The organism is Rhodomicrobium sp. Az07 (genome assembly GCF_018619475.1).
In the GTDB taxonomy this organism is placed as follows: domain Bacteria; phylum Pseudomonadota; class Alphaproteobacteria; order Rhizobiales; family Rhodomicrobiaceae; genus Rhodomicrobium.
The window spans coordinates 83,477-97,131 of the sequence record NZ_JAHFZG010000007.1; the positions used below are offsets into that span (position 1 = coordinate 83,477).

11 protein-coding genes are annotated in these 13,655 nt (G+C 63.7%); 5 read left to right on the forward strand and 6 right to left on the reverse strand.

Going from position 1 to position 13,655, the window contains the following annotated elements; all coding sequences use genetic code 11:
- Positions 1-36: 36 nt before the first annotated feature.
- The 4 genes from thiL (at position 37) to KKP04_RS07165 (ending at position 3,346) form a co-directional block, all read left to right on the forward strand.
- Entirely contained in the window at positions 37-1,056 is a 1,020-nt protein-coding gene (gene thiL / locus KKP04_RS07150) for a thiamine-phosphate kinase (RefSeq protein ID WP_215028512.1), read from the forward strand.
- 108 nt (positions 1,057-1,164) lie between these two features.
- Positions 1,165-1,968, forward strand: coding sequence for an alpha/beta hydrolase (locus KKP04_RS07155; protein WP_215028514.1), 804 nt, complete (start codon positions 1,165-1,167; stop codon positions 1,966-1,968).
- Between the two features lie 160 nt (positions 1,969-2,128).
- Positions 2,129-2,737, forward strand: a complete 609-nt coding sequence (gene thpR / locus KKP04_RS07160; protein ID WP_215028516.1) for an RNA 2',3'-cyclic phosphodiesterase — start codon at positions 2,129-2,131, stop codon at positions 2,735-2,737.
- A 150-nt stretch (positions 2,738-2,887) separates the two neighbouring features.
- Positions 2,888-3,346, forward strand: a complete 459-nt coding sequence (locus KKP04_RS07165) for a GFA family protein (RefSeq protein ID WP_215028518.1) — start codon at positions 2,888-2,890, stop codon at positions 3,344-3,346.
- 153 nt (positions 3,347-3,499) lie between these two features.
- Here the strand turns inward: KKP04_RS07165 and hemN are convergent, their stop codons facing one another.
- The 6 genes from hemN to KKP04_RS07195 all read right to left on the reverse strand — a co-directional run bounded on the left by hemN (position 3,500) and on the right by KKP04_RS07195 (position 10,143).
- Positions 3,500-4,855, reverse strand: a complete 1,356-nt coding sequence (hemN, locus tag KKP04_RS07170; RefSeq protein ID WP_215028520.1) for an oxygen-independent coproporphyrinogen III oxidase — start codon at positions 4,853-4,855, stop codon at positions 3,500-3,502.
- Positions 4,852-5,511: a bacteriochlorophyll 4-vinyl reductase gene (gene bchJ, locus KKP04_RS07175; protein WP_215028522.1), complete on the reverse strand. Its 660-nt coding sequence runs from the start codon at positions 5,509-5,511 to the stop codon at positions 4,852-4,854. The genes hemN and bchJ overlap by 4 nt, the downstream gene beginning before the upstream one ends.
- Positions 5,512-6,435: 924 nt before the next feature.
- Positions 6,436-8,568: a heavy metal translocating P-type ATPase gene (locus tag KKP04_RS07180; RefSeq protein ID WP_215028524.1), complete on the reverse strand. Its 2,133-nt coding sequence runs from the start codon at positions 8,566-8,568 to the stop codon at positions 6,436-6,438.
- Between the two features lie 229 nt (positions 8,569-8,797).
- Positions 8,798-9,352 carry a hypothetical protein gene (locus tag KKP04_RS07185; protein WP_215028525.1) on the reverse strand — a complete coding sequence of 185 codons (555 nt, stop codon included), beginning with the start codon at positions 9,350-9,352 and terminating at the stop codon, positions 8,798-8,800.
- 79 nt (positions 9,353-9,431) lie between these two features.
- Positions 9,432-9,821, reverse strand: a complete 390-nt coding sequence (locus tag KKP04_RS07190; RefSeq protein WP_215028527.1) for a hypothetical protein — start codon at positions 9,819-9,821, stop codon at positions 9,432-9,434.
- A 22-nt stretch (positions 9,822-9,843) separates the two neighbouring features.
- The gene (locus tag KKP04_RS07195; protein WP_215028530.1) at positions 9,844-10,143 is read right to left on the reverse strand and encodes a hypothetical protein; all 300 of its coding nucleotides are present in this window, start codon (positions 10,141-10,143) and stop codon (positions 9,844-9,846) included.
- An 803-nt stretch (positions 10,144-10,946) separates the two neighbouring features.
- On the opposite strand from KKP04_RS07195, the gene ppdK reads away from it, so the two are divergent.
- Positions 10,947-13,649 (forward strand): pyruvate, phosphate dikinase, encoded by a 2,703-nt coding sequence (gene ppdK, locus KKP04_RS07200; protein ID WP_215028533.1) that lies wholly within the window; start codon positions 10,947-10,949, stop codon positions 13,647-13,649.
- Positions 13,650-13,655 lie beyond the last annotated feature (6 nt).

The following is a 13,655-nucleotide window of genomic DNA, read 5'->3' on the forward strand; positions in this document are numbered from 1 at the left end:
GGTCCGGCGCGGCACGGCCTCGAACGGTATGGTGGCATGCGCAAACTGAGTGAAAACGCGCTGATAGCCGAGATTCTGGCTCCGCTCGCGACGCATCCCGGAACTTTCGGCCTTTCGGACGACGCCGCGCACCTGTCAGCGCTACCGCCGAGCGGGCTTGTGATCACCACCGACGCGCTTGTGTCGGGCGTGCATTTCTTCGAGAACGACGATCCGGGCGATGCGGCCTACAAGGCCGTCGCGGTGAACGTGTCCGACCTCGCCGCCAAGGCTGCAAAGCCGTTCGCCTATCTGCTGACGCTCGCGCTTCCGGCCGCGCCCACCGAAGAATGGGCGCATATTTTCGCGGGCGGGCTCGCCCGCGCGCAGGCGGCATTCGGCGTAAGCCTCATCGGCGGGGATACCGTCACGGCGAGAGGCCAATGGTGGCTTTCGGTAACGGCGCTCGGCGAGGCGCCCGCGCGCCCGCTCGTGCGCGGCGGCGGCAGCCCCGGCGACGTCCTCTATGTCACAGGCACGCTCGGCGACGCGGCGCTCGGCCTCAAGCTGCGGCTCGGCCTCGCGGACTTCGCCGAAGCGCTTTCTCCGGATGAAAGGGACCATCTCGCGCGCCGTTATCTTTATCCCGAGCCGCGCATGTCACTCAGCCATGCGCTTGCCGCGCACGCATCCGCCTCAATGGACCTCTCGGACGGGCTTGCGCTCGACCTTGCGCGGCTTTGCGCCGCCTCCGGCGTGACCGCGACGGTCGATACGTCCGCGCTTCCTTTGTCAGAGGCGGCGCACACGGCTCTCGTCGCCCACCCCGCCCTCATCGAAACGATTCTAACAGGCGGCGACGATTACGAGATCCTCGCCGCCGTGCCGCCCGACACCGCATCCTGTTTTGGACCAGACGCTCGCTCGCTCGCCTTCGAAGCCGCTGCCCGGGTCGCCGGTTGCCCCGTCTCCCGCATCGGGTCGCTCGCGGAAGGCACAACCTCCCCTTCCTTCCTCGGCCCGTCGGGCGAATCGCTCATCCTTTCGGCCAAAGGCTTCGAACATTTCGCACTTTGAGTTTTCTCGGACGCGCTTTCGCGTCAAAGTGCCGCTTAGGCTCGGTCTTCCTGAGCCGATCTATCGCAGCTGTATCCGCCTTTCGTTTCAACCGCGCCCCGGCCCCCCATGACTCTCGAACTCGTTCGCCTGCCGCCCGCCGCTCCCGAAAAGCCGGTGCGCCTTCTGTTCGTCCACGGCATCTGTACCGGCGCGTGGGTGTGGCGGCAAAGCTTCCTGCCCTATTTCGCGAACCTCGGCTACAACGCGTCCGCGCTTTCGCTGCGCGGACATGGCGAGAGCGAAGGCCGCGATCGCGTGCGCAGCTTCGGTCTCGGCGATTTCGCGAACGATGTGGAATGGGCCGTTAAGGAAATCGGCGGCCCCGTCGTGATCGTCGGCCATTCGCTCGGCGGCGGCGTGGTGCAGAATTATGTGAAGCGCGGCGGACGCGCCGCAGGCGTGGTGCTGATGTGCGCCGCGCCGCCCCATGGCCTGATGCGTTCATCCGCGGAGCTTTTCATCCGGAACCCCGCGCTCTTCCGCGAGTTGCAGCGCGTGCTCGAACGCGGCATCCGCAATGCCAACATCGACATCATCGAGGACGGGCTGTTCGCGGAGCCGCCCTCGCCGGCCCTGCGCCGCCTCTTTTTCGAGCGCATGGACGACATCGCGGAGGCCGCGAGCCGCCAGCTTTACGGGTTTACGCCCTTCGCGCCGCTGCCGTGGGGCATGCCGAAGCTCATGGTTCTCGGCTGCGAGAAGGACGAGTTCGTGCCGCCCGCCGATGTGCGTCTCACCGCGATCTACTACGGCGCGCGATCCGTGATCGTGAAGGGCGGCGGCCACGCCATCATGATGGATACGAACTGGCGCGACGCGGCGGAACCGATCGCCGGCTGGCTCACGCGCGAGTTCGGCAGCGCTGCGTAAGCCGCCGCGCGTCTCCGCGAGCCGCTTCAGGCACCCGTAATGCGCCGTTAGCCTTGATTCGCGCTCATGCACGCCTTGAATAAAACACGAACCGCCACAACCCTATGCTGCTAGGCTGACAGGCACCGCCCGTCGCTCCTTCCCGCATAGGAGGCCCCCCATGCCTAGACTTTTCACCGGACTTGAACTGCCTCGCGATGTGGTCGGACACCTGTCCGGTCTCAGAGCGGGCCTCTCAGGCGCAAGCTGGATCGACGCGGAGAATTATCACATCACGCTGCGCTTCGTGGGCGACATAACCGATGCGCAGGCCAACGATTTCGCCGACGCGCTGGCGGACATCCGTTTCGAAAGCTTCGACGCCGCGATTTCGGGGCTCGGCAGCTTCGGCGGAAACAAGCCGCGTTCTCTCTGGGCGGGTGTAAAGCCATCGCCCGCGCTGGAAACGCTGCAAAGGGCGCATGAACGCGCGGCACGCGTAGCGGGTCTGCCACCGGAGCCGCGCAACTTCACCCCGCATGTGACGCTCGCCCGGCTGCGCAATGTCAGTCCCTTTGCCGCCGCCGACTACCTCGCGCGGCATGGCGGCTTCGCCTGCGATCCGTTCACCGTGAGCCGATTCGTGCTATTCTCGTCGCGGCCCAATCAGGGAGGCGGCCCGTACATCGTCGAGGAGGCTTATTCAGCTTGGGACGCGCACTTCGCCGACGACGAAGACGCAGCCTTTCATGTGCATGGCAGCGTGTTCCCGAGCACGCAGTCGCGCTGAAGCGGGCGGGTTGGCGCGGGAGCGTCAGCGAAATATACACCACGGGATGGAACCTTGGGCCGCGCCGCCAACTTTGCAGAAAAAACAAGAGCGGGCGAAGGTGGAAACAGCGCGCGTGAAAAAGGCGCGTCTAGCTACGAGGACGGTGCGATGAGCGTGAATGGGAGTTGTCTCTGCGGCAGCGTACGCTATGAGGTCGAGCGTCTCGACGCGCCGATCCGCGTCTGCCACTGCCGGAGTTGCCGAAAGGCGCATGGATCGGCGTTCAATGTTTCCGCCAAGGTGGCGCGGGAACATTTTCACTGGATCGCGGGCGAGGACAAGCTCACCTGCTATGAATCCTCGCCGGGAAAATTCCGGCGCTTCTGCTCGATCTGCGGTTCGCAAATCGTCGCCGAATATCCAGACAAGCCTTATGTGACGCTGCGGGTCGCCACCCTCGACGAGGATCCGGGCGAGCGTCCGAGCCAGCGCATGTGGATGTCGCACGCCGTGCCATGGGCGGAGGCCGAGAGCGACATCCCGGCTTACGAGGAGTGGCACGAGGACGGTGCGATCCACACGCCGGAGACGGCGGACATGCCTGTCAAGGTCGCCCGCGCTGTTTGAAGGGTCAACCGCTTCGACCGCTGAAAAACGGGCCCCCGCAGCGTGCCGCGCAAGCGTGGCACGCAAAAGCCTGCGGCAAGCTTTCTTCACGGATGCGAAGGCTGAAAGCGTGCCGCGCAGAGCGTGGCACGCGACAGAGGCGTTTCAAGAACGTCAAACGGCAGCGGCGTGCCGCATCTCCTGGTTCTGCTGAAGGTAGTCGTCGAAAACGGAGCAAACCACGCGAAGCGCAGGCCGCGCCCCATCCGGCACGCGCACCTTGCTGCCGTCGAGTTCGCAAAGCCCTTCATCCTGGAGCGCGCGAAGCTGGGCAAGCTCGTCGTAGAATTCGTCGCGGTTCGGCGCGTGAAGGCGGCGCATCTCGTCGAGGTCGACTTCCATATCGCACATCAGGCGCTCGATGATCGCCGAGCGCAGCTTGTCCTCGCCACGGAACGTGACGCCCTTCGCCACGGGAAGCTCGCCCGAGTTCACCGCGCGCGAGTAGGCGCCCGTCTCGACGATATTCTGCATGAAGCCGTCCGGGGTCTCCGAGATGGCGCTCGCTCCAAAGGCCACGATGGCGCCCGCGAGGTCGTCTGTGTAGCCCTGGAAATTGCGGTACAGACGGCCCTCGCGCAGCGCGATCGCCATGCTGTCCTCCGGCCTCGCGAAGTGGTCGAGGCCGATGCGGATGTAGCCCGCCGCTTCCAGCGCGTCGCCCGCCGCCGTCGCCTGCTCGAAGCGCATCAACGCTGTCGGCAGCGCGTCTTCCGGGATCATGCGCTGGTTCTTCGCCATCCACGGCACATGCGCATAGCCGAACAGAGCGATGCGATCCGGGTTGAGCGTGGCGGCCTGCTCGACCGTGCGGGTGAGCATCTCGGCCGTCTGGTGCGGCAGGCCGTACATGAGGTCGAAGTTGAGCCCCCTCACATTCTGCTCGTGCAGCATGCGGATCGTATCTTCGATGACTTCCATCGGCTGGACGCGGTTGATCGCCTCCTGAACCGTGGTGTCGAATTCCTGAATGCCGAGGCTGGCGCGGGTGCAGCCGATCTTGCCGAGCGCGTCCGCGTTGTCCTGCGTGAAGGTGCGCGGATCGATCTCGACCGCGATTTCGGCGTTCGGCAGAATGTCGAAGCGGCTCGCAACCGCTTCATGGATGCGGACCATGTCTTCGCCGTTCAGCGCCGTCGGCGTGCCGCCACCCCAATGAATGTGGCGCACCTTCATGCCGCCCTTCGGGAGCTTTTCGCAGGCGAGGTCGATTTCCTTGATAAGCGTCTCGACGTATTCCGTGACGGGGGCATAACGCGCGATCACGCGCATGTTGCAGCCGCAATACCAGCACATGCGGCGGCAGAACGGGATGTGGAGGTAAAGCGAAAGGTCCATGTCGGGGTCGAGCCGCGACAGCCACGTGCCGTAGCGCTTCGCGTCCACTTCGCCCGTAAAATGCGGCGCGGTCGGATAGCTCGTATAGCGGGGAACCCGTGCGTGGAAGTATTTCGCGATACCTGGAATCATGATGCTAATTCCCGTTGACGATGGGCTGCGGGGGCGTGTTCTGCTTTTTGGGCCGCGGTCTTCGGCCACGCAATTTCAAAGACGCAGGCTTTGCCGCCCGCCGCTTCGCATTCGATCTCGCGGACAGTGGTATTGCGGCTGACGAGCGTCTCGAACAGGCGTTGAAACGTACCGGTGTAGAAGTCGCATTGCGGCTCGGTGCTGTGACGGCCACGGCAGAGCGGACAATTGGCGATGGAAACCAGCACCGGGTAGCCGGCCTTCGACTCGAAGGTGCCGCTTCCGGCGAACGTCCAGGCGTGCTTGCCGATGGCCGAAAGGAGCGTGCGGGCGGCCATGCGCGGCGGCAGGCGCTTCAGGACGAACTGCGCGAATTTCGGAATGCGGCGCGCCAGGAGATAGTCTCCCGTGCGGAGCCCGGCTTCGAAGGATATCCTTTTCGCGTCTTCTCCGGCGAGCCCATCGAAAAGAGCCGTTTGCAGCGCGCAGACTTCCGTTTCCGGGACCATGCTTTCGGGCGGCGTCGCAAGCCGCTCCTCAAGCTTCGCGCGAGCGAAGATATCCCGAGCCGTATCGTCGCCCAACCGCTCGCGAAGCGTTTCGGCAACCCGGATTATCGCATTGGGACCGATGAGGCCCGCATTCGCATGCGCCATAAAGCGCGCCTTCTGTTCTATGGCACCCCGGCGCGGCCGCAAGCGGCGCGCGGCGCTGGGCACCTCTTATGTCAGTCTAGCTTGACAAGGCATGTGTCAAGCTATCCTTACTCCTACTGAATAGCAGCGTTCTGATCTGGATCAAGGTTTTTTCGAGAATAGTTTGAAACAGGGTGAGTCTTCAGCAGCCTCGCCTTACGGCACCGACGGTCTCAAGTCCGGGAAGCGTCCGTGAGGCTCCGGCGCGTTCTCTTCGTCCGAGCGGCAGCGCCCATTTCACCAGCCTCGTGCCGTAAATCAGACGCGGCACAACGCTGTAAATTTCTGTTGTCGATCAGCTTTTCTGCGTCAAATCGAGTCCTATTAAACGCAGGCTGATCTAGCAATCGCGCATTTTCATTGCAAAATCAAGTACGGCTTTGAGCCAGTGCGGGCCGACGCTGACCGGGAGGGCTTACCCCAAGCTGACGCCGGAGAATTGTCCGGTGCCTGACCTTAAGAATGCGGAAAGAATGCGGACCCGCGCTCGGCGGGCTAAAATGACCGCAACCGGCCTGTTTCGACCTGGACCTCAGACCGCTGCGTCGAAGGGCGGGATTACGTTGCGTTGCTATCGCGAAGCCTCTGAAACTTGCGTCTGGCGTGCAAGCCATTCGTCGACAGCCAGTTCGATGACCCCCTGCATATCCGTCCCTCTTGCCACCGCTGCGTCCCGCAAGCGTGCGGCGGTCGCGCGCGGCATCGAAAACGTCATGTTCGTATCCGTGTTTTCGAGCCTTCCTCGCGGCTTCGTCAAAAAATGACTTAAATTTCGCTTTCTCATATTGATCCTCGTCGTCGTTTCGTGGGCTTTACCGATTGCGGCCCAAGTAGTACCGCTCCAGCGTTGTTCCTTAACGACGAGTATATGCCCTTTTGCGCGCCTCAGTTCATCCTCGGATGGCGTGACGGCACCGGCAGGCTGCGCGGCGGTGCGATGCGGGCGGTCTCTCGCTTCGATGGCAGTCTGTTCGCGGCGAGCGCGCGCAAGAGGATGCCGATGGTGGTGCCGTTGTGAAGGAAGGCCGTCGCGATGGGCGACAGCCTGCCGAGAACGGCGAGCGCCATGATCGCGGAGTTGATGCCCACCGACGCGCGGAAATTCGAGCGGATGAGCTTCAGGGTCTCGCCGGAGAGGCCACGAAGCTTGGCGAGACCGTCGAGCCTGTCGTCGAGAAGCAGGATGTCGGCGGTCGCCCGCGCGATATCGGCGGCGCGCGGCATGGCGATGCCCACATGGGCGGCCATGAGCGCCGGGCCGTCGTTCACGCCGTCGCCGACGAATGCCACAACGCGGCCCTCCGCCTTCAGCGCTTCGATGATGCTCGCCTTGTCCTCCGGCTTCTGGTCGTGATAGACGCGGTCGAGTTCGAGGATCTGGCCGATCTGCTTCGCCTTCGCCTCGTGGTCGCCGGTGATCATGATGATCGACTTCACGCCGTTCTCGCGAAGCTGGCGCAGCACGGGCAGCGCTTCCTCGCGAAGCCGGTCGCGCAGACCGATGACGCCGATGAGCCGGCCTTCCGCCGACACGAACAGCATGGACTTGCCCGCTGCGGCCAGCCGCTCGATGATCGCTTCCGCGCTCGCGAACGAAACGCCCTCATGCTCTTCGAGATAATGACGCGAGCCGATACGGATCGATTGCCCGTGGACATGCGAGCCGATGCCGTGGCCGACGAGAAAATCCACCTCTTCGTGACTGATATGCGCCAGACGGTGGCGGCGGGCGACGTCGACGACAGCGGCGGCAACGGGATGCGTTGTATGCTCGGCAAGCGAGGCGACAAGCGCGAGAAGAGCCTCGTCGTCGAGATCCGAGTCGGTCGGATGATGGATGTCCGTCACTTCGAGCGTGTTGTGCGTGAGCGTACCCGTCTTGTCGAATACGACGGTATCGACGGTGCCGATCGTTTCGAGCGCGTGCCCGTTCTTGATGAGACAGCCCTCTTTCGCGGCGCGATACATGGCGGACTTGAGCGCGATGGGCGTTCCGAATTTCACCGCGCAGGAATAGTCGACAAGAAACACCGATTCAAGCCGCCGCCAGTCGCCCGTCGCGGCGAAGACGCCAGCCCCCGAAGCGAGGGTTATGAACACGCGGCGATCGGCGAGGCGATGGCTCTCGCTCTGGATGCCGGTCGGATCGGTCAAGCCGTCGAGGATATAGCGCGAGATCCGCGCCGTGGTCGTGGTGTCGCCGACACGCTCGGCCACGATGACAAGACGGCCTTCGGTCACGACCGAACCGGACAGCACCTCGCCGCCCTCCTCACGCGGGATCGGCAGGCTCTCACCCGTGACGGCGGACTGGTTCACCCAGGCATTGCCCGAGAGGACGACGCCGTCCACCGGAATGCGGTCGCCCGTATTGACGACCACGCGCATGCCTTCGGTCACCTCGTCATAGGGGATAGTTCGAAGCGCGCCGTCGTCGGTCTCCACCGTGACAGCTTCCGGACGGGCCTTGAGAAGGTTGCGCAGCAGCGCGTCCGACCGTTTCGACGTGCTGGCCTCGATGTAACTGCCGAGGTCGAGCAGGAAACGGGTGAAGTTCGCGGTGCGCCAGTCCCGCCGGGTTGCGGGCAGCGTGATTGCGATGGCATCGAGCACCTCGACGGTGACGCCGCGATTGGCGAGCTTGCGCGCGCCGCGCACCACGACGGGCGCGACATTCGCCGCCGAGACAAGCGCGCGCAGCGGCGGCGGCAGGATGAAACTCCCCAGAAGGATGCCGCCCGAAACAAACACATGACCGAGGTCGGGGCCTTCGTCCTCGCTTGCCGCCGGGACGGCGTCCAGCGGAGCGGGGTGGTTGACGGCGCTCAGGATGCCGAGGCGCGTGCGCCGGTCTCCGTCATGATGCACGACGAGGCTTTTCGCAGGCGCATTGAGGCGAACCGACGCGACACCCGGCAGCGTTTCGATGCTGGCCGCGATACGCTGCCCCATCGACGCGGCGTCGGCGAGCCGAAACCGCAGGCGTGTCGGCGTCTCGTGGACAATGCGAATCGTCATGCGTCGTTTCCCCCGCCAAAGCGCTATGGCGCATTAAAATCTGACTACCCCCGGAGACGCACTCGCAAGCAAGCCGAGGCGCTCGAACAGCACCCGCTATTTGTTTCCAGTAAGTCCGATTTTGCATTCGATCATGTGCGCCACCAGCGGGAGTATCGAATGCGAAATCACGGCACGCGCAAGGCGCGAAGCTGGCTTTACCCTTCGCTCCGTGCGCTGCTGCCGAGGGCTATTGCTGGTGTCCGTCGGTATGAATCTCGGCTTCCGCATCGCGGAACCGCTCCTTCACTTCTTCCACCCCGCCTTGAAGCGTCGACCAGAGCTTCACCGCCGCCCCGATAAGGTTTTTCTGCACCGTCTCGTTTGTCAGAAGATAGGTCAGGCCGGCGCCGATCACGACGCCCTTGACCAGCGCGTCGTTATGAATGTCGAAGCCCGACGAGAAAAAGCCGCTGTTCGCTTTCTGCTGGGCCTGAGCTTCCGCCTGGGGCGACGGCTGCGGACCATAACCGTAACCGTAAGGCTGGAAATGCGGGTGGTGGTGATGCCCGAACCAGGGATGAGGGCCGTAGACGGGAGCGGGACCGTACCAGCCCGGCGCCTGCGGCTGGCCGCCTTGTTCCTGCGGCTGCGGCTGCGGCTGCGCGGCAGGCCCCCAGCCCTGATGACCATAAGGCGCGCCATATCCCGCCGCCGGATAGCCCGGATACCATCCTTGCGGAGCCTGAGCCGTGTTCGGCCCCTGCGCGGAATACGTCTTGTTTTCGTTGTTGTGGTCGCTCATGACTATCTCCTGCATGGTAGCCCGTCGACTGACGTCCGGGGCTCGATTTCCTGTGCGATGCGCGATCTCGTGCGCGATATCAGACCGTCTTCGGGTTCGCCCCCTGTGTCGATGACGCGAGGATGATATCGTCGCCGGGCTTTTGCGAAGGCTTCCCCCGGTTGTCCGGTCGCGTCGGAGGCGACATGACCCAGGCCGCCGCCGCGGCGCCTGCGAGAAAGGACGCCACGCGCGAGAAACCGTGGCCGCCGATTGCCGCCGCGGCGGCGCCGCCGACTGCGGCCGCGATACCGGCTTTCGTCGCAGCGGCGAGCGTATCGGTCACCGCCTGCGGAGCCGACTTGTCTCCCTGCTGCGCGGCCGAAATGGACTGGCCCGCAACGATACCGCCGCTTATGAGGGCGCCGAAAGCTCCGAAGCGAAGTGCCGCATCCGCAGCCTCGCCGGAAAGATGGTGCTTGTGCGACATTTTTTTCTCCTTGGGTATTTTCTTAATAGCGTCCGTTGGACCTCCGCAGTCCTTCGCCGTTCGTGAGCGGCGCATCCCCATCATCCTTCACAATCGTCAGCGCTTTCCTGTTCCGAACGGCCACCGCCACGAGCACGGCCGCCGCTCCGATGGCGGCACCCGTCCAGAAGCGGCGATCGGAGACGGTGGCACGATCGAGCAGGCCAACCTGAGCCATCGGATCGAAAAGCGAACCGTTTGAGCCATGCAGAAGCTGCTCGGCAACCTTGTCGCCGTGACGCATTGCGTGAAGCAGATTGGAAAGCGTGTCATCGTAGGACATGATGGCTCCGGATATGATTTGCGCCGACGCCGCGGGGGAAGATACTGCACGAGGCTAAAGGTTCTCTTCCAAACACCGGTTAACGCAGGCCTCTTCGCTGAATTGTGCAACGCAAGCGTTAATAATATGCGCCCCCCTTATACAGCTACATAAGAACAAAACCAAAAGTCAATGCAGAATTAAATATTAAGACTAGAACTATTCTAATTATAGCGTTCTTTTATCGATAGGCTCCCCTGCCTGCTTCCAATTGCAAGCAACGGGCCGACTCCAAAGCACGTCGGCCGGCGTATACGGCGCAAGGTAACCGTTTCGCGCCATTGGTCGCGCGGTTTCGGATGTGGCGCCGTCGGCCGCTCCCGATCACCCGTCGCCGGGCAAGAGCGGCGGAAATTCCGTTCACGATTTCCGCGCCTCCGCCAAAAACGAGGCTAACCATTTGCGGTGGCGCCCTTCGAGTGTTACCACGCTTGAGAATGCGCTATGTCCCCGTTACACACACTCTTGAGTCGGCTCACCTGCGTCCGTCAGGAGCGCCGATCATGCGAGCAAGCCTATCGGGGCACCAGAGCCGTACCATTTATATGTGAGACGTGAGCTGATCCATGGCCAGCTTCCATCCCCTCAGCCTTGCCTTAGACATGACCGTCAAAATCCTTGAAACCAATCTGCGTCTTGCAGAAAGTTTCGCCACGATCATGAACGGGCGACGGAACCCCCGGGAAACGGCTGCGGCAGGCTCCCGCGAAGGACAATCTGGCGACGGCTCGGGCGCAGCCGCCGGCGAAAATCGGAGCAATGAAATGTCGGGCGCGCAAAAATTCGTTTACCGCTTTGGAGCCGGCAAGGCCGATGGCTCGGCCGAGATGCGCGAGCTTCTGGGCGGAAAGGGTGCCAATCTCGCGGAGATGTCGAATCTCGGCCTCCCGGTGCCGCCCGGCTTCACGATCACGACCGAGGTCTGCAACGCCTATTACGCGAACGGCAAGCAGATGCCGGAAGGCCTCGTGGCTCAGGTCGATCAGTCGGTGCGCCATATCGGCGAGACTGTCGGCATGGTGCTCGGCGATGCCACGAACCCGCTTCTCGTTTCGGTGCGCTCGGGCAGCCGCGCGTCGATGCCCGGCATGATGGACACGATCCTCAATCTCGGCCTCAACGACGAGACGGTTGAAGGGCTCGCCGCCCGCTCCGGCGACCCCCGCTTCGCCTATGACAGCTACCGCCGCTTCATCCAGATGTATTCAAACGTCGTTCTCGACGTGAAGCACGAGAACTTCGAGGAAATCCTCGAACACTACAAGCATCAGAACGGCTACGACCTCGACACCGACATCACCGCCGAAGATTGGCGATCGCTGATCGAGCAATACAAGTCCGTGGTGGAGAGGAAGCTCGGCAAACCGTTCCCGCAGAACATCGAGGAGCAGCTCTGGGGCGCCATCTCGGCCGTTTTCGACAGCTGGCACAACGCCCGCGCCATAAAATATCGTGAGTTGAACCACATCCCGGAAAGCTGGGGCACTGCCGTTAACGTTCAGGCCATGGTGTTCGGCAATCGCGGCGACACCAGCGCGACCGGCGTCGCCTTCACGCGCAACCCGTCCACCGGCGAGGCGCGGCTCTACGGCGAGTTTCTCGTGAACGCGCAGGGCGAGGACGTGGTGGCGGGTATCCGTACACCGCAGAACATCACCGAAGTCGCACGCGTCGAGGCCGGCAGCGACAAGCCCTCGCTCGAAACCGTGATGCCGGAGGCTTTCGATGAGTTCGTGGCGATCTGCCAGACGCTCGAAAACCATTATCGAGACATGCAGGACATCGAATTCACCATCCAGGAAGGCAAGCTCTGGATGCTGCAATGCCGTAACGGCAAGCGCACGACGCCCGCCGCGCTCAAGATTGCCGTCGATATGGCGAACGAGGGCCTCATCAGCCGCGAGGACGCCATCGGCCGCATCGAGGCGGCGCAACTCGACCAGCTTCTGCATCCGACCATCGACCCCAAGGCGACGCGCAACATCCTCACCATCGGCCTGCCCGCCTCGCCGGGTGCGGCTTCGGGCGAAATCGTGTTCTCGCCTGACGACGCCGAGAAGCTGAAGGCGCTCGGCAAGAGCGTCATCCTCGTCCGCAACGAGACGAGCCCCGAAGACATCCACGGCATGCATGCGGCGGCAGGCATTCTCACCGCGCGCGGTGGCATGACGAGCCACGCGGCGGTGGTCGCGCGCGGCATGGGACGGCCTTGCGTGTCGGGGGCATCGGCGCTTCGCATCAACGCCGAATTGAAGACCGTATCGGCCTCGGGCGTCACGCTCAAGGAAGGCGACATCATCACGGTCGACGGCTCGACCGGTCAGGTTATGGTGGGCGAAATCGCGATGCGCCAGCCGGAGCTTACGGGCGACTTCGCCAAGCTCATGGAATGGGCCGATGGCGTGCGCCGCATGAAGGTGCGCACCAACGCCGACACCCCGCGCGATGCCGAGCAGGCACGCAAGTTCGGCGCGGAGGGCATCGGCCTTTGCCGCACAGAGCACATGTTCTTCGACACCGACCGCATCATGGCGATGCGCGAGATGATCGTGGCGACCGATACCCAAGGCCGCCGCGCCGCGCTCGCGAAGATTTTGCCCATGCAGCGTCAGGACTTCATCGACCTGTTCGAGATCATGCAGGGCCTGCCGGTCACGATCCGGCTTCTCGACCCGCCGCTCCACGAGTTCCTGCCGCACGGCCACACGGAAATCACAGAGCTTGCGCAGTCGCTCGACATCGATCCGGCGACGCTTCGCGCGCGCGTCAACCAGTTGACCGAGCAGAACCCGATGCTCGGCCATCGCGGCTGCCGCCTCGCGATCACCTATCCCGAAATCGCTGAAATGCAGGCGGCCGCCATCTTCGAGGCCGCCGTCGAAGCCGGGAAGCGTACCGGGAAGCCTGTCGTTCCGGAAATCATGGTGCCGCTGATCGCCACGAAGAAAGAACTCGACATCATCAAGGACATCATCGTCCGCGTGGCCAACGACGTCCAGCAGCACACCGGCACGAAGATCGACTATCAGGTCGGCACCATGATCGAACTGCCGCGCGCCGCGCTTCGGGCGGGCGAGATCGCGGAAGCGGCGGAGTTCTTCTCCTTCGGCACGAACGACCTCACGCAGACGACCTACGGCATCAGCCGCGACGATTCGGGCGCGTTCCTGGGCGATTATCTGAAGGCGGGCATCTACTCGGCCGATCCGTTCGTTTCGATCGACACGGTCGGCGTCGGCGAACTCGTCAAGCTTGCGGCCGAGCGCGGGCGCGCCACGCGCGACGAGCTGAAGCTCGGGATCTGCGGCGAGCACGGCGGCGACCCCGCGTCCATCGCGTTTTGCGAGACCATCGGCCTCGACTATGTGTCCTGCTCGCCGTTCCGCGTGCCGGTGGCACGCCTGGCGGCCGCGCAGGCAGCCATCGCGAGCAAGAAGGCCGCAAACCGGAGCCTCGAAGACCGCTGACCGAAA